This window comes from Paenirhodobacter enshiensis (assembly GCF_000740785.1).
Classification (GTDB): Bacteria; Pseudomonadota; Alphaproteobacteria; order Rhodobacterales; family Rhodobacteraceae; genus Rhodobacter; species Rhodobacter enshiensis.
Genome location: NZ_JFZB01000009.1, coordinates 1 through 23,796 on the forward strand (window position 1 = coordinate 1; position 23,796 = coordinate 23,796).

At 66.6% G+C, this 23,796-nt stretch carries 28 protein-coding genes, 3 tRNA genes and 1 other RNA gene; 20 read left to right on the top strand and 12 right to left on the bottom strand.

Annotated elements, in window-relative coordinates:
- Window positions 1-359: 359 nt before the first annotated feature.
- The 3 genes from CG50_RS06695 to argB all read right to left on the bottom strand — a co-directional run bounded on the left by CG50_RS06695 (window position 360) and on the right by argB (window position 2,202).
- Window positions 360-435 (bottom strand) — tRNA-Val (locus tag CG50_RS06695).
- Window positions 436-570: 135 nt separating this feature from the next.
- Window positions 571-1,176 (bottom strand): SCO family protein, encoded by a 606-nt coding sequence (locus CG50_RS06700; protein WP_036636374.1) that lies wholly within the window; start codon window positions 1,174-1,176, stop codon window positions 571-573.
- 147 nt (window positions 1,177-1,323) lie between these two features.
- Window positions 1,324-2,202, bottom strand: a complete 879-nt coding sequence (gene argB / locus CG50_RS06705; protein WP_036636376.1) for an acetylglutamate kinase — start codon at window positions 2,200-2,202, stop codon at window positions 1,324-1,326.
- 150 nt (window positions 2,203-2,352) lie between these two features.
- On the opposite strand from argB, the gene CG50_RS06710 reads away from it, so the two are divergent.
- Window positions 2,353-3,081, top strand: coding sequence for an SDR family NAD(P)-dependent oxidoreductase (locus CG50_RS06710; protein WP_036636378.1), 729 nt, complete (start codon window positions 2,353-2,355; stop codon window positions 3,079-3,081).
- A 27-nt stretch (window positions 3,082-3,108) separates the two neighbouring features.
- On the opposite strand, the gene CG50_RS06715 is transcribed toward CG50_RS06710, so the two are convergent.
- Complete coding sequence (locus tag CG50_RS06715) at window positions 3,109-3,798, bottom strand: alpha/beta fold hydrolase (protein ID WP_036636380.1); 690 nt, start codon at window positions 3,796-3,798, stop codon at window positions 3,109-3,111.
- Between the two features lie 273 nt (window positions 3,799-4,071).
- Here CG50_RS06715 and CG50_RS06720 point away from each other — a divergent pair, with 273 nt between their 5' ends.
- Window positions 4,072-4,788, top strand: a complete 717-nt coding sequence (locus CG50_RS06720) for a peptidoglycan-binding protein (RefSeq protein ID WP_081880320.1) — start codon at window positions 4,072-4,074, stop codon at window positions 4,786-4,788.
- On the top strand, window positions 4,785-4,994 hold the full coding sequence (locus CG50_RS06725) for a hypothetical protein (RefSeq protein WP_036636382.1): 210 nt from the start codon (window positions 4,785-4,787) through the stop codon (window positions 4,992-4,994). The genes CG50_RS06720 and CG50_RS06725 overlap by 4 nt, the downstream gene beginning before the upstream one ends.
- Window positions 4,995-5,001: 7 nt before the next feature.
- On the opposite strand, the gene CG50_RS06730 is transcribed toward CG50_RS06725, so the two are convergent.
- Both CG50_RS06730 and CG50_RS06735 read right to left on the bottom strand, forming a co-directional pair.
- Window positions 5,002-5,217 carry a hypothetical protein gene (locus CG50_RS06730; RefSeq protein ID WP_036636383.1) on the bottom strand — a complete coding sequence of 72 codons (216 nt, stop codon included), beginning with the start codon at window positions 5,215-5,217 and terminating at the stop codon, window positions 5,002-5,004.
- A 194-nt stretch (window positions 5,218-5,411) separates the two neighbouring features.
- Window positions 5,412-6,938, bottom strand: coding sequence for an acetyl-CoA hydrolase/transferase family protein (locus tag CG50_RS06735; protein ID WP_211248576.1), 1,527 nt, complete (start codon window positions 6,936-6,938; stop codon window positions 5,412-5,414).
- Window positions 6,939-7,190: 252 nt separating this feature from the next.
- On the opposite strand from CG50_RS06735, the gene CG50_RS06740 reads away from it, so the two are divergent.
- The 9 genes from CG50_RS06740 to CG50_RS06780 all read left to right on the top strand — a co-directional run bounded on the left by CG50_RS06740 (window position 7,191) and on the right by CG50_RS06780 (window position 13,644).
- Window positions 7,191-8,156: a DMT family transporter gene (locus tag CG50_RS06740; protein WP_051909648.1), complete on the top strand. Its 966-nt coding sequence runs from the start codon at window positions 7,191-7,193 to the stop codon at window positions 8,154-8,156.
- A gap of 158 nt (window positions 8,157-8,314) precedes the next feature.
- The gene (locus CG50_RS06745; protein ID WP_036636649.1) at window positions 8,315-9,325 is read left to right on the top strand and encodes an LLM class flavin-dependent oxidoreductase; all 1,011 of its coding nucleotides are present in this window, start codon (window positions 8,315-8,317) and stop codon (window positions 9,323-9,325) included.
- A 197-nt stretch (window positions 9,326-9,522) separates the two neighbouring features.
- Window positions 9,523-9,903, top strand: a complete 381-nt coding sequence (rpsF, locus tag CG50_RS06750) for a 30S ribosomal protein S6 (protein WP_036636384.1) — start codon at window positions 9,523-9,525, stop codon at window positions 9,901-9,903.
- A 17-nt stretch (window positions 9,904-9,920) separates the two neighbouring features.
- On the top strand, window positions 9,921-10,148 hold the full coding sequence (rpsR, locus tag CG50_RS06755) for a 30S ribosomal protein S18 (protein WP_036636385.1): 228 nt from the start codon (window positions 9,921-9,923) through the stop codon (window positions 10,146-10,148).
- Between the two features lie 12 nt (window positions 10,149-10,160).
- On the top strand, window positions 10,161-10,733 hold the full coding sequence (rplI, locus tag CG50_RS06760) for a 50S ribosomal protein L9 (protein ID WP_036636388.1): 573 nt from the start codon (window positions 10,161-10,163) through the stop codon (window positions 10,731-10,733).
- A gap of 234 nt (window positions 10,734-10,967) precedes the next feature.
- Window positions 10,968-11,906 carry a pirin family protein gene (locus tag CG50_RS06765; protein WP_036636390.1) on the top strand — a complete coding sequence of 313 codons (939 nt, stop codon included), beginning with the start codon at window positions 10,968-10,970 and terminating at the stop codon, window positions 11,904-11,906.
- Window positions 11,907-12,055: 149 nt separating this feature from the next.
- Window positions 12,056-12,132 (top strand) — tRNA-Asp (locus CG50_RS06770).
- A 30-nt stretch (window positions 12,133-12,162) separates the two neighbouring features.
- Window positions 12,163-12,239, top strand: a tRNA-Asp gene (locus CG50_RS06775).
- 139 nt (window positions 12,240-12,378) lie between these two features.
- A complete protein-coding gene (locus CG50_RS06780) occupies window positions 12,379-13,644 on the top strand; it encodes a glutamate-5-semialdehyde dehydrogenase (protein ID WP_036636394.1) in 1,266 nt (421 codons plus the stop codon).
- Between the two features lie 202 nt (window positions 13,645-13,846).
- On the opposite strand, the gene CG50_RS06785 is transcribed toward CG50_RS06780, so the two are convergent.
- Window positions 13,847-14,458, bottom strand: a complete 612-nt coding sequence (locus tag CG50_RS06785; protein ID WP_051909651.1) for a histidine phosphotransferase family protein — start codon at window positions 14,456-14,458, stop codon at window positions 13,847-13,849.
- Window positions 14,459-14,483: 25 nt separating this feature from the next.
- Here CG50_RS06785 and CG50_RS06790 point away from each other — a divergent pair, with 25 nt between their 5' ends.
- From CG50_RS06790 to CG50_RS06800, 3 genes are all read left to right on the top strand, one after another.
- On the top strand, window positions 14,484-14,666 hold the full coding sequence (locus tag CG50_RS06790) for a DUF3553 domain-containing protein (protein WP_036636653.1): 183 nt from the start codon (window positions 14,484-14,486) through the stop codon (window positions 14,664-14,666).
- A gap of 132 nt (window positions 14,667-14,798) precedes the next feature.
- On the top strand, window positions 14,799-15,584 hold the full coding sequence (locus tag CG50_RS06795; protein ID WP_036636395.1) for a GNAT family N-acetyltransferase: 786 nt from the start codon (window positions 14,799-14,801) through the stop codon (window positions 15,582-15,584).
- Window positions 15,581-16,405 (top strand): lysophospholipid acyltransferase family protein, encoded by an 825-nt coding sequence (locus CG50_RS06800; protein ID WP_081880321.1) that lies wholly within the window; start codon window positions 15,581-15,583, stop codon window positions 16,403-16,405. Before CG50_RS06795 ends, CG50_RS06800 begins: the two co-directional genes overlap by 4 nt.
- Here the strand turns inward: CG50_RS06800 and CG50_RS06805 are convergent.
- From CG50_RS06805 to fumC, 3 genes are all read right to left on the bottom strand, one after another.
- The gene (locus CG50_RS06805; protein WP_036636396.1) at window positions 16,397-16,624 is read right to left on the bottom strand and encodes a ribbon-helix-helix domain-containing protein; all 228 of its coding nucleotides are present in this window, start codon (window positions 16,622-16,624) and stop codon (window positions 16,397-16,399) included. The two genes, CG50_RS06800 and CG50_RS06805, sit on opposite strands and share 9 nt — an antisense overlap.
- Complete coding sequence (locus tag CG50_RS06810; protein WP_036636399.1) at window positions 16,621-16,821, bottom strand: DUF4169 family protein; 201 nt, start codon at window positions 16,819-16,821, stop codon at window positions 16,621-16,623. Before CG50_RS06810 ends, CG50_RS06805 begins: the two co-directional genes overlap by 4 nt.
- Window positions 16,822-17,076: 255 nt before the next feature.
- Complete coding sequence (fumC, locus tag CG50_RS06815; RefSeq protein WP_036636657.1) at window positions 17,077-18,471, bottom strand: class II fumarate hydratase; 1,395 nt, start codon at window positions 18,469-18,471, stop codon at window positions 17,077-17,079.
- Between the two features lie 314 nt (window positions 18,472-18,785).
- Here fumC and CG50_RS06820 point away from each other — a divergent pair, with 314 nt between their 5' ends.
- On the top strand, window positions 18,786-19,358 hold the full coding sequence (locus CG50_RS06820) for a DoxX family protein (RefSeq protein WP_036636401.1): 573 nt from the start codon (window positions 18,786-18,788) through the stop codon (window positions 19,356-19,358).
- Between the two features lie 166 nt (window positions 19,359-19,524).
- On the opposite strand, the gene CG50_RS06825 is transcribed toward CG50_RS06820, so the two are convergent.
- Window positions 19,525-19,998, bottom strand: coding sequence for an SspB family protein (locus CG50_RS06825; protein WP_036636402.1), 474 nt, complete (start codon window positions 19,996-19,998; stop codon window positions 19,525-19,527).
- An 86-nt stretch (window positions 19,999-20,084) separates the two neighbouring features.
- Between CG50_RS06825 and ssrA the strand changes: the two genes are divergently transcribed.
- Together ssrA and CG50_RS06830 are read left to right on the top strand one after the other, a co-directional pair.
- Window positions 20,085-20,438, top strand: a transfer-messenger RNA (tmRNA) gene (gene ssrA, locus CG50_RS16525).
- 130 nt (window positions 20,439-20,568) lie between these two features.
- The gene (locus tag CG50_RS06830) at window positions 20,569-21,405 is read left to right on the top strand and encodes an alpha/beta fold hydrolase (protein WP_036636404.1); all 837 of its coding nucleotides are present in this window, start codon (window positions 20,569-20,571) and stop codon (window positions 21,403-21,405) included.
- Here the strand turns inward: CG50_RS06830 and CG50_RS06835 are convergent.
- Window positions 21,374-22,324: a LysR family transcriptional regulator gene (locus CG50_RS06835; protein WP_051909653.1), complete on the bottom strand. Its 951-nt coding sequence runs from the start codon at window positions 22,322-22,324 to the stop codon at window positions 21,374-21,376. The genes CG50_RS06830 and CG50_RS06835 overlap by 32 nt on opposite strands.
- 141 nt (window positions 22,325-22,465) lie before the next feature.
- Here CG50_RS06835 and CG50_RS06840 point away from each other — a divergent pair, with 141 nt between their 5' ends.
- Together CG50_RS06840 and ygiD are read left to right on the top strand one after the other, a co-directional pair.
- A complete protein-coding gene (locus tag CG50_RS06840) occupies window positions 22,466-22,873 on the top strand; it encodes a DoxX family protein (RefSeq protein WP_036636407.1) in 408 nt (135 codons plus the stop codon).
- Window positions 22,874-22,929: 56 nt separating this feature from the next.
- Window positions 22,930-23,748 carry a 4,5-DOPA-extradiol-dioxygenase gene (gene ygiD, locus CG50_RS06845; protein WP_036636409.1) on the top strand — a complete coding sequence of 273 codons (819 nt, stop codon included), beginning with the start codon at window positions 22,930-22,932 and terminating at the stop codon, window positions 23,746-23,748.
- Window positions 23,749-23,796: the final 48 nt, after the last annotated feature.

The window sequence follows — 23,796 nt, forward strand, 5'->3', positions numbered from 1 at the left end:
TTCGAAACGCGTCGCGACAGGCGAGCCGAACTGCGCGATCGGGCGCCATGTCGAGTTTGCCTTCCCCAGCCAGCCCCGCGATGCGGAAGGCTTCGGGGACCACGCCGTCGCGGTGCTCAGATCGTGCGCTTCGCAGCTAACTTCCGTGGGCTGTCGGCGGTGTCCCGTGCCCCGACCGACCGCTTTTCGCCCCGTGTATTCGACAGCCTGTGTCCCGGAGGGAGGCCGAAGCCAAAACGGCGCGCCGCGGCACCTGGGCGAGTGAGTTCGAGATGCCGTGGAAGTGGCGCAAGAACTTCCCATCAGGTTCGATGGACCTGGGGGAAACTTGGAAAAACGTCATAAGCTATTGATTTATATGGTGGGTGATGAGGGACTCGAACCCCCGACATTCTCGGTGTAAACGAGACGCTCTACCAACTGAGCTAATCACCCGCCATTCCCGCCCCTCTGGAGAGCGGACGGTCAAGTGTTTCTAGCGACTCGGATCGGGGATTTGAAGCCCCGGATTTGCGGCCCGTTTCACGCCGGGCAGCACCCGCTGTCCCGTGCCGGTTGCCGGGGCGCGTGTCAGTGTTCGATGCCGATGAGACGGTGCAGTTTCGGCAAAACGGTTTCGATCGGCTCCTGATAGGCGATCTTCTCCACGAAGCGGCCGTCGCTGTCGAACAGCATGACCGAAGCGGTGTGATCCATCGTGTAATCGCTGCCCTGTCCCGGGACCTTGCGTGCATAGATCCGGAACGCCGCGATGGCTTTGTCGATCTCGGGGCGGGGGCCGGTCACGCCGATCACCCCGTCGGTCCAGGACAGGTAGTCGCGCAGCATCGGCAGGGTGTCGCGCTCGGGGTCGACGGTGACGAAGAAGATCCGCAGCTGCGAGGCCGCGCTGTCGAGGTCGCGTTGCCAGCCTGCCACGTCGCCAAGCGTCGTCGGGCAGACATCGGGGCAATGAGTATAGCCGAAGAACACCGCCGAGGGCCTGCCGTGCAGTGTGGCCTCGGTGAACGGCGTGCCGTCGGTCGCCTGAAGCGCATAGTCGCCCTGACCGAGGTCCGGCCCGCCTTCGGGGCCGCGCAGCGCGACCCAGACCATGGCCGCGAGCGCCGCGATCGTCACGCCGAGTGCCGCAAGCTGCACCTTCCGCAAGGATGTGTCGCGCTTGTTCCGTGCCATGCTGTTAGTCCTCGTCGTCGCCGTGCGCCCCTGTATCGCCCCGAAGCGGGCCGGGGCACAACCCCCGGGGCGCGCCGGGCTTCCCGGACGAAAACGCCGGCGCCCGCGCTGTCGCGGACCCCGGCGTCTGCCCCGGTGCCGGAGCGCTCAGCGCGTGTGCGGCTTCACCCGCGGCGCAGTCGAGCGAATCATCGAACCCGCACCATGTTCGGTGAACAGTTCGAGCAGGCACGCGTTCGGCACCCGCCCGTCGAGGATCACAACCGCCCGCACGCCCTCGCGCACCGCCTTCAGAGCGGTTTCCACCTTGGGGATCATGCCGCCCGAGATCGTGCCGTCCTCGATCAGCACGGCGACCTGCTCGGGAGACATCTGGGTGATGACGTCTCCCGCCTTGTCCTTGACGCCGGCGACATCGGTCAAAAGCAGCAGCCGGTCGGCCTGCAGAGCGCCCGCGATGGCGCCCGCCGCGGTATCGCCGTTGACGTTGAAGGTCTCGTTGTCCTCGGTGCCGGTGGCGACGGGGGCGATGACGGGGATGATGCCCGCCTCGTTCAGATCGCGGATCACCTGAACGTTCATCTCGACCGGGCGACCGACGAAGCCCAGCTCGGGATCGTCGTGCTCGCACACCATCAGATCGTCATCCTTGCCCGAGATGCCGACCGCGCGCCCGCCCTGATCGTTGATCGCCTGCACGATGCGCTTGTTGACGAGCCCCGAGAGGATCATCTCGACCACCTCGACGGTGGCCTTGTCGGTGACGCGCTTGCCGCGGATGAACTCCGACTTGATGCCGAGCTTGGTCAGCATCTCGTTGATCATCGGGCCGCCGCCGTGAACGATGACCGGGTGCATTCCCACCTGCTTCATCAGCACGACGTCGCGGGCGAAATCGGCCATCGCCTCGTCGTCGCCCATGGCGTTGCCGCCGAACTTGACCACGACGGTGGCGCCGCTGTAGCGCTGCAGATAGGGAAGGGCCTCGGACAGCGTCCGGGCGGTGGTGATCCAGTCACGATCCATGGGTTGCTTTCTCATGCGTTTTTCCCCGGAAACCTCGGGCTTCTTGTTACGGCCAAAGCGGAGGTATGCCAAGGGTATTGCCAATCGCGCGCGCAGGCCTACGTTGCGCGTTCTGGAAGGCGTGCGCGCCTTGAACCGACGGAGGGTCTGATGGACGATCGCAAGGTGCTCTTGCTGACGGGGGCAAGCCGGGGGATCGGCCATGCGACGGTGAAGCGCTTCGACCGCGAGGGCTGGCGTATCCTGACCTGTTCGCGCCAGGCGTTCGATCCGCGCTGCCCCTGGATGGGTGCCGAGAATCACATCCAGATTGATCTGTCGGACCCCGCGGCGACGGCTGCGGCGCTCGAGGACATTCGCGGCCGGCTGGACGGCCGGCTTGACGCGCTGGTGAACAACGCGGGAATTTCGCCCAAGGGAGTGGGCGGGGCGCGGCTCAATTCGATCGAGACCGCGCATTCCACCTGGACTACGGTGTTCAACGTCAACTTCTTCGCGCCGATCTGGCTGGCGGGCGGGCTGAAGGACGAACTCTCGGCGGCGAAGGGGGCGGTGGTCAACGTCACCTCGATCGCGGGCTCGCGGGTGCATCCGTTCGCCGGCGCGGCCTATGCGACCTCGAAAGCGGCGCTGAAGGCGCTGACGCGCGAGATGGCCCATGATTTCGGCCCGCTCGGCGTTCGGGTGAACGCCATCGCGCCCGGCGAGATCGACACCTCGATCCTCAGCCCCGGAACGGAGAAACTGGCGGCCGCGCTGCCGCTGCGCCGGCTCGGCGAACCCGAGGAAGTGGCCGAGGTGATCTGGTTCCTGTGCACAGCCGCGTCGAGCTACGTTTCGGGCACCGAGATCGAGGTGAACGGCGGCCAGCACGTCTGATCCGGCGCGCCGGAATTCGTCCGGGTCTCAGCGCCCGAGAAGCCTCGCCAGCGCGCCCGAGACCACTTCGGGGGCCTCGATCGGCGTCATATGGGCGGCGTGGTTGGCAATGACCAGCCGGGCGGTGGGGATCAGCGCCGCCATCTCGCGGTGCAGCTGCGGCGGGGTCAGCAGATCGTGCGCCCCGCACAGCACCAGCGTGGGCACCGTGACCGTCTTCAGCATCTCTCGGTTGTCGGGACGGTGCAGACGGCTTTGCCGGATGAACACTTCGGGCCCGAGGCGGGTCGTCATGGCGCGCACCCGGTCGGTCATCGTGGCGTCGGTGCGGTGTTCTGGCGCGAAATAGCGTGCGATCAGCTTTTCGCCGAAGCCGTGGAACCTGCCCGCGTTGTGGGCAAGCGCGATCAGATTGCTCCGCTCCTCGGCGCGGCCGGGGCTGTCGGGCAGCATCGTCGTGTCCAGAAGCGCCAGATGCGACACCCGCTCGGGCGCGATCCGCATCACTGTCTGCGCGACGATTCCGCCTAGCGAGAACCCCGCCAGCGCAAAGCGCGCGCCTCCGGCATCGAGAACCGCCTCCGCCAGCGCCCCGAGCGTCTCGCCCCGGGTGATGTCGGCCACGACCGGCGTGCACAACCCCGCCAGCGCCGCGATCTGATCGCGCCACAGATCGGCATCGTTGAGCAGCCCCGGAACCAGAACCAGCCGCGTCATGCCGAAGCTGTGCCCAGGGTGCGTCTTCCGGATCTGACGGGCGTGTTCATCGGTTTTCCCTCGGGGATCCGCCCGCGTCTGACCGGGCTGCGACCGGCTGTCTAGGTCATTGGCCAGAATCTGTCCAATATATGAATCCGGCGTTTGTCGGTTTCCGGGCGTGCCGAATACGCCCTGACCCCCGCGACCGTTGCCGCAGCGCACGCTGCCCTCGGGCCGCATTTACCCGTCTGGGGAAAAGTCCTCGCATCTTTGCATGGGGAATTTTCTGACATGACCGTGGATCTGACGCGGGGCGAGACGGGGCGGGTGCTCTCGGTCGCTGCCGAAGCGGGGCTGAGCGCGCCGCAAACCGCCTATGTGCTGGCAACAGCCTGCTGGGAGACGGCCGGCACGATGCGGCCGGTGCGCGAGGCCTTCTATCTCGGCGCGCGGGCCGGGGCTTATCGCGACGGGCTGCGCTATGCGCCGTGGTATGGGCGCGGCTTCGTGCAGCTGACCTGGCGGGCCAATTACCTGCGCGCGGGCGAGGCGCTCGGCGTCGATCTGCTGGCGGATCCCGACCGTGCGCTCGAACCGGACATCGCGGCCCGGGTGCTGGTGCGGGGCATGACCGAGGGCTGGTTCACCGGTCGGCGCCTCGGGCAGTTCATCTCGGCCGGGGGAAGCGATTTCACCGAGGCGCGGCGGATCGTCAACGGCCTCGACTGCGCCGACCGGATCGCCGCGCTCGCCGACGATTACGAAGCTGCGCTGACGCCCCTCGACACCGCGCTGCTGCGGCGCGGGATGCAAGGGGCGCCGGTTGCGCGGCTGCAACGCGCGCTGGCCCGGGGCCTCGGGCAGGCGCTGACGGACGATGGCCGGTTCGGGACCCTGACCGAAGCCGCGCTGCGCGCCTTCCAGCGTGCCCGCGGCCTGACCGAAGACGGCATCGCCGGCCCGCTCAGCTGGGCCATGCTCATCACCGAAGAGGAGATTCCGGAATGACGCTCAATCCCGCCATCGTGCGCAATATCCTGCGCTATCTCGCCGGCGCGCTGGTCGCGCGCGGGCTGCTCGGCGCCGACACCGGCGCGGCGCTCGCCACCGATCCGGCGCTGCTCGAGGCGGTGACCGTCGCCGCCGGGCTCGTGCTCGGCACGGCGACCGAGATCGCCTATGCCATCGCCCGGCGCCTCGGCTGGCGCACCTGAGACGCGCCTACCCCCTGGGCTGCAGCGATGCCTTCAGCGCCTCCAGCGCGGCGATGGTCTCGTCATAGGACGTCAGCGATTTCGGATGATCGGCGCGCACCCGGGTGTAGAAGTCGATCCAGCCATCGAGTTCGCCGATCGGATAGTCGTTCGACCAGGCGCCGCGCCGGATGCGGAACCGGGTGCCATCGTCGATCAGCTCTGCGGTGCAATGTTCAAGCATGGCCGATATATGCGGCGCGCCGTCCGGCACGGCAAGCCCGGAAACCGGCATCCATGAAAGCTGACGCCGGTGAAAAAAGGGGCAGGCCGCGCGGCCTGCCCCTCCTTTCATCTTTCCTCAAATATCCCGGGGGGAGCTGCGGCCGCGCCGCAGCGGGGGGCAGAGCCCCCCGACACCCTTGGGCCAGGTGCCGCTCAGGGCATCATCGAGCCGGTCTCGACGAAACGCTGATGCCAGGACAGCGCCTCGTTCAGCAGATGCGGATTGTTCTTGCCGAAGCTGTCCTTCATCGAGCGCTCGAAATAATCCTCGAGCATCGGGCGATAGGCCGGATGGGCACAGTGCTTGATGATCTCGACGGCGCGCTTGCGCGGCGCGAGGCCGCGAAGGTCGGCCAGACCCTGCTCGGTCACGATCACCTGCACGTCCTGGCCGATATGGTCGACATGCGCCGCCATCGGCACGATGGCCGAGATCTTGCCGCCCTTCGCCGTCGAGGGCGTCAGGAAGATCGACAGGAAGGCGTTGCGGGTGAAGTCGCCCGACCCGCCGATGCCGTTCTGGATCCGCGACCCCATCACGTTGGTCGAGTTGACGTTGCCGTAGATGTCGGCCTCGATCAGCCCGTTCATCGAGATGATGCCCAGACGGCGCACCAGCTCGGGATGGTTCGAGATGTCCTGCTGACGCAAGATCAGCTTCTCGCGGTAGATATGGGCGCGCTCGTTCAGGTCATGGGCGCGCTCGGGGCTCAGCGAGAAGGCGGTGGCCGAGGCCATGCGCAGCTTGCCGGCGTCGATCATGTCGAGCATGCCGTCCTGCAGCACTTCGGTGAAGGCGGTCATCGGCTCGAACGGCGCTTCGCACAGGCCCGCCATCACGGCGTTCGGCACGTTGCCCACGCCCGATTGCAGCGGCAGCAGCCCCGCCGGCAGGCGGCCCATCTTCACTTCATGCTGGAAGAAGTCGAGCAGGTAGCCCGCGATGGCCTGCGCATCCTCGCCCGGAGGGGCGAAGGGCGCGTTGCGGTCCGGGATGTCGGTCGGGATGACCGCGACGACCTTCGACAGGTCGATCTCGTAATAGGGCGAACCGATGCGTTCGTCGGGTTTCACCAGCGGGATCGCGCTGCGGAACGGCGGCAGGCGGGTGCCGTAATAGATGTCGTGCATCCCCTCGAGCGAGGCCGACTGCCAGCTGTTCACCTCGAGGATGATCTTCTCGGCGCATTGCATGAAGGCGACGTTGTTGCCGACCGAGGAGGACGGAATCAGCTTGCCGTCCGGGGTGATGCCGGAAATCTCGATCACCGCGTAGTCGACCTTGCCGTAAAGCCCGGCCTGGGTCATCCAGGCGACGTGGCTCAGGTGCATGTCGATGTAATCGACGTCACCGGCGTTGATCTGGCCGCGCAGCGTGGCGTCCGAGTTGTAGGGCACGCGGAAGCCGATCGCCTCGGCCTTTGCGAGCGCGCCGTCGAGTTCGGGGCCGGTCGAGGCGCCGGACAGAACGCGCAGCTTGTAGGGACGGCCGGCGGCATGTTCGGCCTCGGCCTTCGCAGCGAGGGCGAGCGGAATGGCTTTCGGATAGCCCGCGCCGGTGAAGCCCGACATGCCGAGCGTGGCACCGTGCTGAATCATCGCCGCGGCTTCTTCGGCGGTGGTGATCTTCGCCGCGAAATCCGCATTGCGAATGCGGGAACTGATGGTCGATTGGGTCACGTGGCTCCTCCCTGGCTTCCGGACGTGATGACATTACTCAAGATACAGGGCGGCGTGCAGCTTGTCTGCACCCCGTCTCGTATCCCGTGCGCGCGACAGGCAATCACGGCCATGACGTTTTGTCTATGTGTTCCATGGTATGCAATGTGTTCCGTGGTATGCAATTGTTGCATGGCTCATCCATCGTGACGCAAGGCTTGCAGCCCCGGGCGATCTGCATCAAACCGCCCTTGACACAAAAAAGGACCGGCCATGACCCAGAGCGCAGACCCAGCCCCGGACACTCAGGCGCCGGATAGGCCATCGCCGGAGACGAAGCCGCGGGCGCCGCTTTGGCTGGCGGTCGCGGTGCTGGCGCTGCCGCCGTTGTTCTGGGCGGGGAATTTCATCGTCGGCCGGGCGGTGCGCGATGACATCTCGCCGGTGATGCTGTCGTTCCTGCGCTCTGTCTTGGCGTTCGTGGTGCTGCTGCCTTTCGCCTGGAAACATGTGCGCGCGCAGGCCGACTGGTATCGGGCGCATTGGGTGCGGGTCGTGCTGGTGGGCTTTTGCGGCGTGACGATGTTCAACACCGTGGTCTATTACGGGCTGCATTACACCACCGCGACCAATGGCGTTCTGATGAACTCGACGATCCCGATGTGGATCCTGATCTTCGGAGCGATCTTCTGGGGCCGGCCGATCCGCGGGGTGCAGGTTCTGGGGCTGGCGATTTCGACGGTGGGGGTGGCGACGATCATCCTGCAAGGCGATCTGGGGCGGCTTCTGGCGCTGCAATTCGCGCCGGGCGATCCGATCATCCTGATCGCGATGATCGGCTGGGGGTTCTATACGCTCGGACTGTCGACGATCCCGGCGCAGATCAACCGGCTCGGGCTGCTGCTGGTGCATCTGGGGCTGGCGGTGGTGACGTTGCTGCCGCTTCTGGTGCTGAGCCGCGGGCAGGGGCCGGGGCTGCATCTGACGCCCGCCTCGGTCGCGGCGGTGCTTTATGTGGGCATCGTCGCTTCGCTGATCGCGCTGATTCTGTTCATGCGCGCGGTCGGCACGGTCGGGCCGGCGCTGGCGGGGCAGGCGATCCATCTGATGCCGCTTTACGGCGCGATCCTCAGCGCGGTGTTCCTGGGCGAGACACTTCATCCCTATCACGGCGCAGGCATCGCGGCGATTCTCGTGGGCATCGTCGTCGCCAGCCGGGGCCGCCCGAAGACCGCCTGACCCCGGCCGCTCCGCCCGTGCGGAGTTCGGCGCCGCCAGGTTTGACGGGGTCAGGTTTGACGGGGTCAGGTTTGACGGGGCCAGGTTTGACGGATACGGCCTGCCGCCTAGATCGGGGGAAAGGGCCCGCCTGTCGGGCGCGGCTGAGGACGAAGATGATGATTCCCTATTCCCTGCTCGACCTTTCCCCGATCCCCGAGGGCGGCACCGCAGCCGATGCGCTGCGCAACACCGTCGATCTCGCCCGCGCCGCCGAGGATCTGGGTTACAACCGCTACTGGCTGGCCGAGCATCACAATTCGACCGGCATCGCCTCGGCCGCGACGGCGGTGGTGATCTGCCATGTGGCGAACCATACCCGCAAGATCCGCGTCGGCTCGGGCGGCATCATGCTGCCGAACCACTCGCCTTTGCAGGTGGCCGAGGCCTTCGGCACGCTTGAGACGCTGTTTCCCGGCCGCATCGACCTCGGCCTCGGGCGCGCGCCCGGAACCGATCAGCTGACGGTGCGGGCGCTGCGCCGCAACCCGGCGCAGGCCGAGCATTTCCCCGATGACGTGATCGAGCTGATGGGCTTTCTCGGCGACGGGGCGCCCGGTCAGCCGGTGCGCGCGGTGCCGGGGCAGGGCACGCATGTGCCGGTGTGGATGCTCGGCTCGTCGCTCTTCGGCGCGCAGCTCGCGGCTTATCTCGGGCTGCCTTACGCCTTCGCCTCGCATTTCGCACCCGACGATCTCGACGAGGCGATCGAGCTTTATCGTCACCGCTTCCGGCCGAGCCAGATCGCGGCGAACCCGATGCAGAAGCCGCGCTTCATGCTGGCGGTGAACCTGTTCGCCGCCGCAACGGATGCCGAGGCGCACCGGCTGCGCTCGTCGATGCTGCTCAATTTCGTCAATCTGCGCCGCGGCACGCCCGGCCCGCTGCCGGCGCCGGTCGACGATCTCACCGCACACGCCAGCGCGCAGGAGCTTGCCCAGGCCGAGCGCGCGCTGCGTGTCGTGGCCGTCGGCACCCCGGCAAGCGTCGAGGTGCAGCTGCGCCGCTACATCGCCGCCTATCGCCCGGACGAGATCATCCTCACCGGCCATATCCACGACCCCGAAGCCCGCAAGCGCAGCTTCGCCATCGGCGCCGAGGTGATGGGCCGGATCAACGCCGCGGGCTGATCGGTCAGACGTTGGAGGTCAGACGTCGGGGGATCGTGCCCGGGCGGGGGGACTCGCCCGATGCGGCCTTGCAATCCCCCGTCACTCGCGTATAAGCCCGCTCACTTCCGCATTCATCTGAACCGGCGGAGCCTCTCGTGGCGGGCGGCGGAAGTTTGCGCCCTCCTATGAAGCCGCCTCGTGAAACAGGAGCACACATGCCGCTTTACGAGCATGTCCTCATTGCGCGTCAGGATCTGTCCAACGCGCAGGCCGAAGGCCTCATCGAACACTTCTCGACCGTCCTGACGGATAACGGCGGCAAGATCGTCGGTTCCGAATACTGGGGCGTCAAGACGATGGCCTACAAGATCAACAAGAACCGCAAGGGTCACTACGCCTACCTGCGCACCGAGGCCCCCTCGGCCGCCGTTCAGGAAATGGAGCGTCTGGCCCGTCTGCATGACGACGTGATGCGCGTTCTGACCGTCAAGGTCGAAGCTCACGAAGAGGGCCCCTCGGTCCAGATGCAGAAGCGTGACGACCGCGAAGAGCGCGGCCCGCGTGGCGACCGCGGCCCCCGCGGCGACCGTCGTTGATCGAGAGGAACTGATCCATGGCCAACAAACCGTTTTTCCGCCGCCGCAAGGTCTGCCCGTTCTCGGGCGAGAACGCGCCGAAGATCGACTACAAGGACACGCGTCTTCTGCAGCGCTACATCTCTGAGCGCGGCAAGATCGTTCCGGCCCGCATCACCGCCGTCTCGGCAAAGAAGCAGCGTGAACTCGCCCGCGCCATCAAGCGCGCGCGTTTCCTCGCTCTGCTCCCCTACGCCGTGAAGTAAGGAGCGAGACCCATGCAAGTCATTCTGATGGAACGTGTGGCCAAGCTCGGCCAGATGGGCGAAGTCGTCAACGTCAAGGACGGTTTCGCGCGCAACTTCCTCCTGCCGCAGGGCAAGGCGATGCGCGCCTCGGACGCCAACATCAAGGCGTTCGAAGCCAAGAAGGCCCAGCTCGAGGCCCGTAACCTGGAGACCAAGAAGGAAGCTGAATCGCTGGCTGAAAAGCTGGACGGTCAGACCTTCGTGATCATCCGCTCGGCGTCGGATTCGGGCGCGCTCTACGGCTCGGTCACCCCGCGTGACGCCGCCGAGGCCGCCACCGCTGCCGGGTTCACCATCGACCGCAAGCAGATCTCGCTGAAGGCTCCGGTCAAGGACCTCGGCCTGCACGAGCTGCACGTCGTTCTGCACCCGGAAGTGTCGGCGACCATCGTCGTCAACGTCGCCCGGTCGGTCGAAGAGGCCGAGCTTCAGGCGTCGGGCAAGTCGATTGTCGATCTGCAGCACGAGGCTGATGCCGCTGCCGAGTTCGAGATCGCCGAGCTGTTCGACGAAGTCGGCGCCGCTGCGGCCGACGAAGAGTAAGACTTTCCTCCGGGAACGTCAGAAGGGCCGCACCCGCGAGGGTGCGGCCCTTTTCCGTGTTGGCCTCCGCCTTCGCGTTCGTGCCGCTTCCGTTCGTGCCGCTTCGGTGTTCAGGCCGGCACAACGGCTGTGCGGAGCCGTCCTCCGACCGGGGGATGCCCGCAGAGGGCTTTTCGCGCTATCCTTGTCGCGACAGGAAACCGAACCGGCAGCACAAGCGAAAGGACACAGACCATGAGCTGGAGCCCCCTTCTCGATCCGACGATCCCGACCGGCGATGCGGTCGATTCGATCGAAACGGTGATCGTGCCCCGGGCGCGCGACCTCGGTGGGTTCGAGGTGCACCGTGCCTTGCCCTCGGCGCGACGACAGATGGTCGGTCCGTTCATCTTCTTCGATCAGATCGGCCCGGTGGAGTTCGTGACGGGGCAGGGGCTCGACATCCGGCCGCATCCGCATATCGGGCTGGCGACGGTGACCTACCTGTATCGCGGCCGGCTGCACCACCGCGACAGCCTCGGCACCGATCAGTGGATCGAGCCGGGCGCGGTCAACTGGATGAGTGCTGGCCACGGCATCACCCATTCCGAGCGCACCGACGGTGCCGTCCGTCAGAGCGGGCAGACGCTCGCCGGAATCCAAACCTGGGTTGCGTTGCCCGATGGCGCCGAGGATTCGGCGGCCGGGTTCTCTCATGTCGAGAAGGCCGCGCTGCCGTTTCTCGACGCCGAGGGCAAGCGGGTGCGGCTGGTTCTGGGCAATGCCTGGGGAGAGCGCGCGCCGCTGGCCATGCCGTCGGAACTGTTCTACGCCGATGCCGACCTCGACGCCCATGCGCTGATGCCGCTGCCCGACGAGCACGAGGACCGCGGCGTCTATGTCATGGCCGGCTCGGTCGAAGTGGCAGGGCAGGTGTTCGAGGCGGGCCGGATGCTGGTGTTCCGCCCCGGAGACCGCATCGCGCTGCGTGCGGGTGCGCAGGGGGCGCGGCTTGTCGTTCTGGGGGGCGCCACGCTCGGCGGGCCGCGGTTCATCTGGTGGAACTTCGTCGCCTCCTCGCGAGAGCGGATCGAGGCCGCGAAAGAGGCCTGGCGTGCCGGGGACTGGATGCACGGCCGGTTCCGTCTGCCTCCGGGCGACGACCGGGAATTCATTCCCGCCCCAGAACACTGACAAGGCACGGAAATTCCTGTGTTTTGCTTGTCGGAGAAGATTTCCTGGGAGAATTGTGAAACTTTTCGCTCGGGGCCGCTTGACGGGGGGCGCGGGCCTGCGTAAACACCCCCTCACGCTCGGAAGCGATCCGGGCAGAGATGGCCAATGCGGTTGTAGCTCAGTTGGTTAGAGTACCGGCCTGTCACGCCGGGGGTCGCGGGTTCGAGCCCCGTCAACCGCGCCACTCTCTCGGATCGCCCGTGCGCTGAAAAGCGCGGTTGTAGCTCAGTTGGTTAGAGTACCGGCCTGTCACGCCGGGGGTCGCGGGTTCGAGCCCCGTCAACCGCGCCACTTTTCATTTCCCCTTCGACATCTGTGACGCCCAGGGCCGGAGCAGCCCGGATCTTGCGCGAAACGCTCTGACGGCCTTTGTGCCGCCTTGCCGCATCCGGGCGCACGCGCCTATATGAGGCCCGAAAGGGAGCCTGCCATGACCGAAGAGACCGACGCGACCAGCCAGATCGAAGCGATGGGCCGCCGTGCCCGCACTGCCGCCGCGGAGCTTGCCTATGCCCCCGCAGCGGCGAAGGCCGCGGCGCTCAATGCGGCGGCGGATCTGGTCGAGGCGCGCGAGAGCGAGATTCTCGCGGCCAACGCCCTCGATCTCGCCTATGGCGCCGAGAAGGGGCTGAGCGCGGCGATGATGGACCGGCTGAAGCTCGATGCCGGGCGGATCGCGGCGATCGTCAAGGGGCTGCGCGATGTCGCGGCTCAGCCCGATCCGGTGGGCGAGGTCATCAAGGAATGGGACCGGCCGACGGGGCTGCACATCCGCCGGGTGCGCACGCCGATCGGGGTGATCGGGGTGATCTACGAATCGCGCCCGAACGTCACGGCCGACGCCGGGGCGCTGTGTCTGAAATCGGGCAATGCGGTGATTCTGCGCGGCGGCTCGGAAAGCCTGAATGCGTCGCGCGCGATCCATGCCTGTCTTGTCGGGGGGCTGCGGGCGGCCGGGCTGCCCGAGGACGCGATCCAGCTGGTGCCGAGCCGGGACCGCGCTCTGGTGGGGGCGATGCTGCGCGCGGTGGGGCTGATCGACGTCATCATCCCGCGCGGCGGCAAGGGGCTGGTGGGCCTTGTGCAGACCGAGGCGCGGGTGCCGGTCTTCGCGCATCTCGAAGGCATCTGCCACGTCTATGCCGACGGGGCTGCCGATCTGGAAAAGGCGCGGCGCGTGGTGCTGAACGCCAAGACCCGGCGCACCGGGATCTGTGGCGCGATGGAATGCCTGCTGATCGACCGCGCCTTCTATGACCGCCACGGCGCGGTGCTGGTCGAGGATCTGGTGGCGGCGGGCGTCGAGGTGCGCGCGGAGGGCGCTTTGCTGAAAGTGCCTGGCACGGTTGCGGCGGCGCCCGATGATTTCGGACGCGAGTTCCTTGACATGATCTGCGCGGCGCGGATCGTCGAGGGGGTGGATGGGGCGATCGAGCACATCCGCCGCTTCGGTTCGAACCACACCGAATCGATTTTGACCGAAGACGATGCGGCTGCGGACAAGTTCTGCACGCGGCTCGATTCGGCGATCCTGATGCGGAACGCTTCGACCCAGTTCGCCGATGGCGGTGAATTCGGGATGGGGGCCGAGATCGGCATCGCCACCGGCAAACTCCATGCACGTGGTCCGGTGGGGGCGGAGCAGCTGACCTCGTTCAAGTATCTGGTGACCGGTGACGGCACGATTCGGGCCTGAGAAAAGTGGGCCTGGCCTGAGAGCGGGCTCTGCGTTCCGGACGCCGTGAGAAAGGCGTGAGAAAGGGGGCTCTGCCCCCTCGGGCTGCGCCCTCACCCCCGGGATATTTGAGGAAAGGCGAAAGAAGAGGCGCGTCCTCGCGGGACAGGCGAGGGTGGGGCGTCCTCTGGGGGTCTGCTGGCGCGTGTGTGTTTCGCGGCACTCAGAACCGGATTTCGGCACTTGTGTCGTCGAGCGCCCAGCCGACCGAGCGCCCCGCGGCCCGGGCTTCGCGTGGCAGCAGCGCGAACTGCACCTGCGCCGGGCTGAGCGCGTCCGTTCCGTTGTCGTCGAGATGCGCCCAAAGGCCGGGATCATTCCGCGTCTGGCGGGCCTCGCCGCGCACTGTCCAGCGACCTTCTGCGGTGCTGACGCGGATCTCTCCGCCACGGGGCAGGGCCGGTTCGATGCACAGGACGGCCAGCAGGGCAAGTTTGACCAGCCGGCGCGGCTGTTCACCCTCGGGTTGCCACAGATAGCGGGTGCGCCCGTCGCGGCCGTATTCGCTGAGCATCGAGACGATTTCTCCGCGTCCGACCGGCTGATCCGTCGCTCGCCCGAAAGCGAGGCGGAAGAACCGGATCCGCGCGTTTGCCGCAGCCACGCTTTGGGCGATCATCTCGATCTCGGGGCCCCCGGCGGCGCCGGTCATCGAGATCAGCTCGACCCCGTTGCCGATTGCGCCGAGCGGACTGATAAGGTCATGGCAGAGTCGCGAGCCGACGAGGGCCACGAGATCGGGTTCGGCAGGGACGGGCGACAGATCGTTGGACATGAACCATTCCGGAGATGATGACGACATGAACGAATTTCTCGAGCCGGGTATGCTGGTGCGAAATCCTCTCGCCGCCGACTGGGGCACCGGGCAGGTGCAGTCGCGGGTCGGCGACAGGATCACGGTGAACTTTGAACATGCGGGCAAGCAGGTGATCGACGGCAAGAGAATTCAGCTCATGCTTGTTATCCCGGATCAAGGTTTATGAAACATTAACGTTGCTTCGGGAGCGGTGCGTGCTCATCAAACCGGCGCGAAGGCCGGTGAGCGGGCATTGCGAAACCTGCGGTGCCCGTCTTAGATGGCGGCCGGGGACCACAAACGGGGCCCGGACGGGGCGATGACAACTGAACCGATTTCCTACGAGATCCGCCTGGCGCGGGATGGCGCTGACCTGCGGGCGGCACAGCGGCTGCGTTATGAGGTCTTCGTCGAGGAGCTGGGCGCTGACGGTCCCGGGGTCGATCGGCTGAACCGGCTGGAGACGGACGAGTTCGATCCGGTCTCGGATCACCTGCTGCTGATCGACCCGACCCGGGATCCGGCCGCGGAAAATCATGTCGGAGCGGTGTATCGGCTGCTCGATTCCGAGCGCGAGGCGACATTCGGGCGCTATTACTGCGATGCGGAATACGATCTCGGGCCGCTCCGGGCGTCGGGGCGGCATCTGCTGGAGCTGGGCCGCTCCTGCGTGAGGGCCGATCTGCGCGGCGGCGTGGCGATGCCGTTGCTGTGGGCGGCGCTTGCCGATTACGTGCTGGACCGTGGCGTCGAGGTGATGTTCGGCGTGGCGTCGTTCCACGGCACCGATGCCGGTGCGCTGGCGATGCCGCTGTCGTGGCTGCATTGCCATCATCTGGCGCCCGCCGGGATGCGCCCGCAGGCGCGGGCTCCGGGGCGGCTTGAGATGGATCTGGTGCCCGAGTCGGCACTCGACAAGCGTCAGGCGATGGCCGCGATGCCCAACCTGATCCGCGCCTATCTGCGGCTTGGCGGGTTCGTCGGCGAGGGGGCCTTCGTCGACCGCGCCTTCAACACCACGGATGTGTTGTTGCTGATGGATACCGAGAGGATGTCGGCGCGCCATCTGGAATTCTACAGCCGCAGACACGAGGCCCGGTCGTGAGCGTGACCTGGCAAGGCGATGCGCCGCCACCCGCGCCCGAACGGATCGGCACGGCGGGGTGGGTGCGTGCTGCGCTGCGGGGCGGGGCGGCGGTGGGGATCCTGTATTCCGGCCTTGCCGCGATGCTTGCGCTGCGCCTGGCTGAGCGCCCCTTCGGCGCCGCCCGGCCTCTGTCGCGCCATGTGCCGCGTCTGGCGTTCCGTCAGGTGGTGCGGGCCTTCGGGCTGCGCTATCGCGTCATCGGCCGGCCGATGGCGCATCCGGGTGCGATCGTCGCCAATCACACCGGCTGGATCGACATCGTGACGCTGAGCGCCTGCCAGCAGGTCACTTTCGTGTCGAAGGACGACGTGGCGCGCTGGCCCGGCATCGGGATGCTGGCGCGCTCGGTCGGGACGATCTTCATCCGTCGCGACCCGAAAGAGGCGGCCGCCCAGCAGGAGATGCTGGCCGCGCGGATCCGCGCGGGTGCCCGGATCCTGATCTTCCCCGAGGGCACCTCGACCGATGGGCAACGCGTGCTGCCGTTCAAGACCTCGCTGTTTCAGACCTTCTACAACGGCGGGCTGTCGGAGGTGACCTGGGTGCAGCCGGTGACGGTGCGCTATACCGCCCCCGAGGGGGTCGATCCGCGGTTTTATGGCTGGTGGGGAGACATGGCGTTCGGAGCGCATCTGGCGCGGGTGCTGTCGGCGCGCGGCCGGGGCGGGGTCGAGGTGGTGTTTCACGATCCGCTGCGCGTCGCGGACTATGCTTCGCGCAAGGAACTGGCCGCCGCTTCTGAAGCTTCGGTGCGTGCCGCCATGCCCGCGTCAGTCTGAGCCGGTCTTGCTGCGATAATGCGCCAGAACATGCAGTCGGATCGCCGAGGCGAGGCCGGTCTCCGCGCCGCGGGCAATGTCGATCTCGCAGGCAAGCGCATTCAGCCCGATGCCACGCTCCGTCGCGATGTCGCGGAAGGCACGCCAGAACTCGGGTTCGAGCGAGACCGATGTGCGGTGCCCCTCGAGTGTCAGGGAATGTTTCTCGGGCCGGCTCATGGGGCGGCATCGTCGGGGGCGGGCTTGTCGCGCCGGTGCGCGTCGAGGTGATCTCGCGTCTTTTCGGCTTCCGCCGCTTCGAGCGCGCGTTGTGCCTTGCTGCGGCCGAAGCGCGCGGCATTGGCGTCGGCCCCGCTGCGCTTGTCCGCACGGGCCTTCTGCTTGCGAAAACGGGTGAGGTTGATGATCTCGGCCATGATCGCATCATGCCATGGGGCGGCTCCGATTGCCACTGTCGCGAGTGGGCGCTCTGCCCCCGCCCTGCGGGCTCCCCCGGGATATTTATGGAAAGCCGAAAGTGATGGCGGGCCTTTCCTTTCGGCTTTCCATAAATATCCTCCGGGGGTGCGGGGGTGGAAAACCCCCGCTTGCGCGGACGTTATATGTGGCGCGGAATGAAAGAAGGGCGACCCGTCCGGGCCGCCCTCTTTCTTGCCTCGATCTGCTTCGGATCACTCCGACGGGCCGACCATGTCCTCGGGGCGCACGATGCGGTCGAAGGTTTCCTCGTCGACGAAGCCGAGACGGACGGCCTCTTCGCGCAGGGTGGTGCCGTTGTGATGCGCGGTCTTCGCGACCTTGGTCGCGTTGTCGTAGCCGATGGTCGGGGCCAGCGCCGTCACCAGCATCAGCGATTCCTTCATCAGCTTCTCGATGCGCGGCTTGTTGGCCTCGATGCCGACGACCATATGATCGGTGAACGAACCCGCCGCATCGCCCAGGAGCTGCATCGACTGCAGCACGTTGTAGCTCATCATCGGGTTGTAGACGTTCAGCTCGAAATGGCCCTGCGAGCCGGCGAAGCCGACGGCCGCATCGTTGCCCATGACATGGGCGCAGACCATGGTCATCGCCTCGGCCTGGGTCGGGTTGACCTTGCCCGGCATGATCGACGACCCCGGCTCGTTCTCCGGCAGGATCAGCTCTCCGAGACCCGAGCGCGGACCCGAGCCGAGCAGGCGGATGTCGTTGGCGATCTTGAAGCAGGCGGCGGCGACCGTCTTCAGCGCGCCCGAGAACATCACCATCGCGTCATGGGCGGCGAGCGCCTCGAACTTGTTCGGCGCGGTGACGAAGGGCAGGCCGGTGATCTCGGCGATCTTCGCCGCGATCTGGACGTCCCAGCCCTTCTTGGTGTTCAGCCCGGTGCCGACGGCGGTGCCGCCCTGAGCGAGCTCGTAGATGTCGTGGAGCGTCGACTCGACGCGGGCGATGCCCTTGTCGACCTGGGTCGCGTAGCCCGAGAATTCCTGACCGAGGGTCAGCGGCGTCGCGTCCTGCGTATGGGTGCGGCCGATCTTGATGATGTCCTTGAATTCCTCGGACTTCGCCCACAGCGCCTTCGACAGCTTCTGCAGACCCGGGATCAGCACGTCACGCGCCTGCATGGCGATCGCCACATGCATCGCGGTCGGGAAGGTGTCGTTCGACGACTGGCCCATGTTGACGTGGTCGTTCGGGTGGATCGGCTTCTTCGAGCCCATCACGCCGCCCAGCATCTCGATGGCGCGGTTCGAGATCACCTCGTTCGCGTTCATGTTCGACTGGGTGCCCGAGCCGGTCTGCCAGACCACCAGCGGGAAGTTGTCGTCGAACTTGCCGTCGATCACTTCCTGCGCCGCGGCGATGACCGCATCGGCCCATTCGTCCTTCATCCGGCCCTGGTCCTTGTTGACCTCGGCGGCGGCGCGCTTGATCACGCCGAGCGCACGGATGATCGGGACGGGCTGCTTTTCCCAGCCGATCGGGAAGTTGATGATCGAGCGCTGCGTCTGCGCGCCCCAATACTTGTCGGCGGGAACTTCGAGCGGACCGAAGCTGTCGGTCTCGGTGCGGGTCGCGGTCATCAGGGCCTCCATGAAAACCGGGTTGCAAAGCTGCAAGGTTCTTACGGCGGCGGCGACCGCAATGCAATCTGTCTGCAGCAAGATGTATGCGGCGGTATGCCGGAAATCGCCGAAAGTCATGGTCAGAAAACAGGAATTTCAGCCGTCGGTTTGATCCGCGACAAGACCGGCCGGTCAGTTATGCTTTGGCGTTTCGGGGCGTCCGGTCGGTTCGGGGCCGTTCGTTCGGGGCTTCTCCCCGTGAACGGGGCCGACGGCGGAGATGACCACAAGGCACCGGGCTTGTCCGGCTTCGGTCGAGAATTGAGACGACAATGGACGAAATGACCTCCAGCCCGCGCGAGCGGCTGATTCTGCCCTTCATGGCGCCCTTCTATCACAAGCTCGCGCAGCCCTATGGCCGGGCGGTGTTCCGCATCGTCATCGGCGGCTATCTGGCGCTCGAGGGCTGGTCGAAGATTCTGGCGCCGATGTCCTCGATTCCCTTCGCCGAGATGATGGGCTTCTACCCGGGCTGGCTGTTCTCGCCGCTGCTGTCGGCGGTGCAGTTCTTCGGCGGTCTGGCCATCGCTCTCGGAGTGCTGACGCGGCCGGTGGCGCTGGCGAATGCCTTCGTTCTCGTGGTGACGCTGATCTATCACTATACCCACCCCTACGGTCAGGCGTTTCTCACGCCCGAGGGGATCGCGTTCCTCAAGGCCAATGCGCAATACCTGACCGAAGCGGGACAGAAGCGGCTGTTGTCGGATGGCGGGGCGGTGTTCCTCGGTCTGGTGCAGGGCAAGGCTGAACTCGGCTCGATCTTCTGGGCGGCGGGGGCCGCGATCATCGCGGCGTTCGGCGGCGGCAAGGTGTCGCTCGACCGGCTGATCGGCAAGGAGTTCTGAAAGAACGGGCGTTCCGAAACCGGGGACGCCGGGCATGAATACCGGTGCATTCCGACAAAAAACGCCCCGCTGTCGCGGGGCGTTTCGTGTGGTCTGGGGAAGGGCCTATGCCCGCCTCGTTTCGGTTCAAGGCTGCCGTGGGCGTCGCGTCGGGGCGGGGATCGCCTCAGGGCTTGCGCCACTTGTCGAGACTGACCACCTCTGCCTCGCCGCGGGGTTTCTCGGGCTCGGGCGGGGTGTCGTCGGGGCCATCTTCGTCCTCGTCTTCCTCTTCGTCCTCATCCGAGTCCTGAGTCTCGAACCGCAGGCCGAATTCCACCGACGGATCGACGAAGGTCTGCACCGCGTCGAAGGGGATATAGAGAGGCTCCGGCGAATTGCCGAAGTTCAGCGTGATCGAGAATCCCTTGTCCGTCACCTCGAGATTCTCGAACCAGTTCTGAATGACGATGGTCATTTCCTCGGGGTAGCGGGCATGCAGCCAGTCGGCGATCTGCACATCCGGGTTCTGCGTGTCGAAGGTGATGAAGAAATGATGCGCACCGGGCAGACCGTTGCGCGACACATCGGTCAGCACGGTCTGGATCAGGCCGCGCATCGCGCGATGCATGAGGTTGCCGTAGTCGATGCTGTCGGTCATAGGGCGTCTCCCGTCTTTCGGCCAGCATAGGAGATTTGACGCGCAAGGGAAGGGGGCGCGGCGGTTGCCCGGGCGCTGATTTCCGCCCCCTTGAACTTCCCCGCGCCGCCCACTACCTTGGCTGTGTCAGCGCAAGCTGACTACGCTCGTAGACCGACCATTGACTACCTTTGCAGGACGGGGGTGCGATACCCCCCGCCTCCACCAATCAACGGATCATTGCCGTGGCTTGGGGGCGAAACAGGATCGACTGGGGGGGAAAGGTGACTCGTGCGGGCCGGTGAGCTACCACCGTTATCGGTGCAAGCATGATAGTTGCCAATGACAACCGTGCTCCGGTGGCTCTGGCTGCGTAAGCAGTTCGAGTACCGAAAACTAAGTCCTGTCCTCTAGCCAGGCCAGGCGGGGTTCGCAGGTACCTGGCAACAGAAACCTGCACTTAACTTCCCCTTGCAAATCATTGGTATCCAGACGGTTTTTCGAATCCTTTCTCTGGACATGATGTCATGTGCCGACCGCCGCTCTTTCCCGCCGCTCTGCATGGCGCTATGTCTTGGAAAGAGGTGTCCGATGCAGCAGATCCGATATTTCACCGCCGATGACGGCGCCCGCATCGCCTGGAGCGAGCAGGGCGCGGGCATTCCGGTTCTGGCGCTCGCCGGGCTGACCCGCACCGGGGCCGATTTCGACTATCTCGCGCCCTGGCTCACGGGCGTGCGGCTGATCCGCATGGATTGCCGCGGACGGGGTGAGAGTGCTTTCACCGGCGCCGAGACCTATACCGCCGGGCGCGAGGGGCGCGATGCGCTGAACCTGCTCGATCATCTCGGAATCGAACGGGCGGCAGTGATCGGAACCTCGCGCGGGGGCATGATCGGAATGCACCTGGCCGAGGTCGCGCATGAGCGCCTCAGGGGGCTGTGCCTCGTCGACATCGGGCCGGAGCTGGCGCCGGGGGGCCTTCGCCGGATCTTCGATTACCTCGGCCACAATCCGGCGGCGAAAACCTTCGAGGACATGGCCGCCCGGCTGCCGCGTGCGATGCGCGGCTTCGACAATGTGCCGCCTGAACGCTGGTTTGCCGAGGTCACGCGCCAGTATGTCGAGCGCGACGGCCGGTTGCGCTTCACCTACGATCCGGCGCTGCGCGAGGCCTTCCTCGGCCAGTTCCGTCGCGATCCGGTGCCGACGGGCTGGTCGGGGTTCGATGCCGCGCAGGGGCTGCCGCTCGCGCTGATCCGCGGCGCGAATTCGGACCTTCTGTCGCCCGCGACCGCGGCCGAGATGCGCCGCCGCCGCCCCGACATGATCTTCGCCGAGGTCCCCGACCGCGCCCATGTGCCGTTCCTCGACGAGCCCGAAGCGCTCGCGGGGGTCAGGGCCTGGCTCGATCTGCTGCGCCGCTGAGCGGGGCCGAGGCCTGCGCCCTCAGCCCGCCGACTGCCGGGCCCAGTTCCTGCACCGCGAAGTCGATCAGTGCGCGAACCTTGTGCGGCAGCGCCCGGCCGCCGAGATAAACCACGCTCAGCGGCGCGCTCACCCCCTCGTAATCGTCGAGCAGCGTCACCAGCCGGCCCTGCGCCAGCGCTTCGGCCAGCACGAAATCCGGGCAATAGGCCACGCCCAGCCCGGCCGCCGCCAGATCGCAGGTGACCTGCGCGCTGTTCACCATGAACCGGCCCTGCACGCGGGCCGCGATCTCGGTGCCGTCGCGGCGGAACAGCCAGCGAAACGGCGCGCGCCGATTGGTGTCGACGATGCAGACATGCCCGGCCAGATCCTCGGGCGTCTCCGGGCGCCCATGCTCGGCCAGATAGGCCGGCGAGGCCACGACCCGCGCGCCGATCTCGCCGATCCGGCGCATCTTCAGCGATTGCTGCCCCGGTGCTCCGATGCGGAAGGCGAGGTCGATCCCCCCCGCCGCCAGATCGACATAGCTGTCGTCGAGCCGCAGGTCGATCGACAACCCCGGATGCAGCGCCGCGAAACGCGCCAGCATGTCCTTCACATGCAGCGTCCCGAACGTCACCGGCGCCGAGATCCGCAAGATCCCGGTCAGCCCGCGCGCGCCTGCCCGTGCGCCCGCGAGCATGTCGTCGAACGCCTCGATCAGCGCCGGCGCCCGGCTCAGCAGATCTTCGCCCTCGGGCGACAGCCCGACCCGGCGCGTGGTGCGCTGCAACAGCCGCGCCCCGAGCCGCCCCTCCAGCTCCGCCACGTATTTCGACACCAGCCGGTTCGAGATCCCCAGCCGCTCCGCCGCCGCGGTGAACGATCCGGTCTGCGCCGTGGCGACGAAGGCCCGAAGTCCGTCAACGATGTCCATCCCGCCCTCATTGGGAACATTTCATGGAAATTCATTGAACAGTTTCGCCATTTTGTTCCGTGTCTACAAGGCCGATATTGCATCTCGCAAATACAGATTTCCCGCGCCGCTTTCGCGCCGGATCCAACCAGGATGAGAACCATGATCGACACCAAACTTGCGCCTTACGGCGTTCTGCTGCTGCGCGTCCTGACGGGCGTGCTGTTCATCGTGCACGGGCTGACCAAGCTGTTCGTGTTCACCCCCGCCGGGACCGCGGCCTATTTCGCCTCGCTCGGCCTGCCGGGCTTCGTCGGTTATCTGGTGATGGCGTTCGAGCTGATCGGTGGCGTCGCGCTGATCGTCGGCGTCTACGCCCGCCCGCTCGCCGCTCTGTTCGGCCTCGAGATGCTGGGCGCCGCGCTGCTCGGCCACGTGCAGAACGGCTTCAGCTTCGCCGCGCCGAACGGCGGCGGCTGGGAATACCCGGTGTTCTGGGCCATCGTGATGTTCGCGATCGCTCTGCTCGGCGACGGCGCGAAGGCGCTTGTCCCCTCGAAGAAGAACTGAGACCCTGATCCGGCCCCGCCCTCCCGGCGGGGCCCCTTGCTCCCGGAGGACCCGACATGAGCCTGAACCAGTCCATGCAGCAGCTCAAAGACCGGCTGAAGGCCTCCGACCGGATGCCGGTGGTGTTCCTCGGCCACGGCTCGCCGATGAACGCGATCGAGGACAACAGTTATTCCCGGTCGTGGAAGCGCCTCGGCGAAACCCTGCCGCGCCCGCAGGCGATCCTGGTGGTTTCGGCGCATTGGATGACCGAGGGGACGACGCTCGTCGACGTCTCGGCGCTGCCGCGCACGATCCACGACTTCTACGGCTTCCCGCCGCAGCTTTTCGCGCAGCAATACCCGGCTCCCGGCGCCCCCGACATGGCGCGCGAGGTCAAGACTCTCCTCGCCAGCCATCACGTGCAGGGCGACGATACCTGGGGCCTCGATCACGGCGCCTGGTCGGTGCTGACCTGGCTCTATCCCGGTCATGACGTGCCGGTGTTCCAGCTGTCGATCGACATGCGGGCGAGTTTCGACCATCACGTGCAGATCGGCCGCGACCTGGCCGAGCTGCGCAACAAGGGCGTGCTGATCCTCGGCTCGGGCAATGTCGTTCACAACCTGCGCGCCATGCGCTGGGGCGGTTCGCCCTACGACTGGGCGGTCGAGTTCGACAACTTCTTCGCCGACCGGCTGACCGATCGCGACCTCGCGGCGATCTCTGACCGCAAGGGCATGGGAGAGTTGTTGCGCATGGCCCAGCCCACGGTCGACCACTACCTGCCGGCACTGACCATCGCGGGGGCGGCCTCGGACAAGGACAAGCTGATCTTCATGAACGAGTCGATCGACATCGCCTCGGTCTCGATGCGCAGCTTCGTGTTCTGCTGACAGCCGGGTGGGGGAGCGAACGGCTCCCCCTTTCGGCTTTCCACAAAT

Bases quoted from the DNA above. Each gene is read 5' to 3' on its own strand.
- CG50_RS06765 (WP_036636390.1), top strand. From the start codon at position 10,968: ATGAGCTGGAGCCCCCTTCTCGATCCGACGATCCCGACCGGCGATGCG.
- CG50_RS06725 (WP_036636382.1), top strand. From the start codon at position 4,785: ATGACGCTCAATCCCGCCATCGTGCGCAATATCCTGCGCTATCTCGCC.
- CG50_RS06795 (WP_036636395.1), top strand. From the start codon at position 14,799: ATGACAACTGAACCGATTTCCTACGAGATCCGCCTGGCGCGGGATGGC.
- CG50_RS06710 (WP_036636378.1), top strand. From the start codon at position 2,353: ATGGACGATCGCAAGGTGCTCTTGCTGACGGGGGCAAGCCGGGGGATC.
- CG50_RS06830 (WP_036636404.1), top strand. From the start codon at position 20,569: ATGCAGCAGATCCGATATTTCACCGCCGATGACGGCGCCCGCATCGCC.
- CG50_RS06730 (WP_036636383.1), bottom strand. From the start codon at position 5,217: ATGCTTGAACATTGCACCGCAGAGCTGATCGACGATGGCACCCGGTTC.
- CG50_RS06780 (WP_036636394.1), top strand. From the start codon at position 12,379: ATGACCGAAGAGACCGACGCGACCAGCCAGATCGAAGCGATGGGCCGC.
- CG50_RS06810 (WP_036636399.1), bottom strand. From the start codon at position 16,821: ATGGCCGAGATCATCAACCTCACCCGTTTTCGCAAGCAGAAGGCCCGT.
- CG50_RS06820 (WP_036636401.1), top strand. From the start codon at position 18,786: ATGGACGAAATGACCTCCAGCCCGCGCGAGCGGCTGATTCTGCCCTTC.
- CG50_RS06720 (WP_081880320.1), top strand. From the start codon at position 4,072: ATGACCGTGGATCTGACGCGGGGCGAGACGGGGCGGGTGCTCTCGGTC.
- CG50_RS06840 (WP_036636407.1), top strand. From the start codon at position 22,466: ATGATCGACACCAAACTTGCGCCTTACGGCGTTCTGCTGCTGCGCGTC.
- rpsF (WP_036636384.1), top strand. From the start codon at position 9,523: ATGCCGCTTTACGAGCATGTCCTCATTGCGCGTCAGGATCTGTCCAAC.
- fumC (WP_036636657.1), bottom strand. From the start codon at position 18,471: ATGACCGCGACCCGCACCGAGACCGACAGCTTCGGTCCGCTCGAAGTT.
- CG50_RS06745 (WP_036636649.1), top strand. From the start codon at position 8,315: ATGATTCCCTATTCCCTGCTCGACCTTTCCCCGATCCCCGAGGGCGGC.
- CG50_RS06805 (WP_036636396.1), bottom strand. From the start codon at position 16,624: ATGAGCCGGCCCGAGAAACATTCCCTGACACTCGAGGGGCACCGCACA.
- argB (WP_036636376.1), bottom strand. From the start codon at position 2,202: ATGGATCGTGACTGGATCACCACCGCCCGGACGCTGTCCGAGGCCCTT.
- CG50_RS06715 (WP_036636380.1), bottom strand. From the start codon at position 3,798: ATGACGCGGCTGGTTCTGGTTCCGGGGCTGCTCAACGATGCCGATCTG.
- CG50_RS06785 (WP_051909651.1), bottom strand. From the start codon at position 14,458: ATGTCCAACGATCTGTCGCCCGTCCCTGCCGAACCCGATCTCGTGGCC.
- CG50_RS06740 (WP_051909648.1), top strand. From the start codon at position 7,191: ATGACCCAGAGCGCAGACCCAGCCCCGGACACTCAGGCGCCGGATAGG.
- rplI (WP_036636388.1), top strand. From the start codon at position 10,161: ATGCAAGTCATTCTGATGGAACGTGTGGCCAAGCTCGGCCAGATGGGC.
- ygiD (WP_036636409.1), top strand. From the start codon at position 22,930: ATGAGCCTGAACCAGTCCATGCAGCAGCTCAAAGACCGGCTGAAGGCC.
- rpsR (WP_036636385.1), top strand. From the start codon at position 9,921: ATGGCCAACAAACCGTTTTTCCGCCGCCGCAAGGTCTGCCCGTTCTCG.
- CG50_RS06835 (WP_051909653.1), bottom strand. From the start codon at position 22,324: ATGGACATCGTTGACGGACTTCGGGCCTTCGTCGCCACGGCGCAGACC.
- CG50_RS06790 (WP_036636653.1), top strand. From the start codon at position 14,484: ATGAACGAATTTCTCGAGCCGGGTATGCTGGTGCGAAATCCTCTCGCC.
- CG50_RS06700 (WP_036636374.1), bottom strand. From the start codon at position 1,176: ATGGCACGGAACAAGCGCGACACATCCTTGCGGAAGGTGCAGCTTGCG.
- CG50_RS06825 (WP_036636402.1), bottom strand. From the start codon at position 19,998: ATGACCGACAGCATCGACTACGGCAACCTCATGCATCGCGCGATGCGC.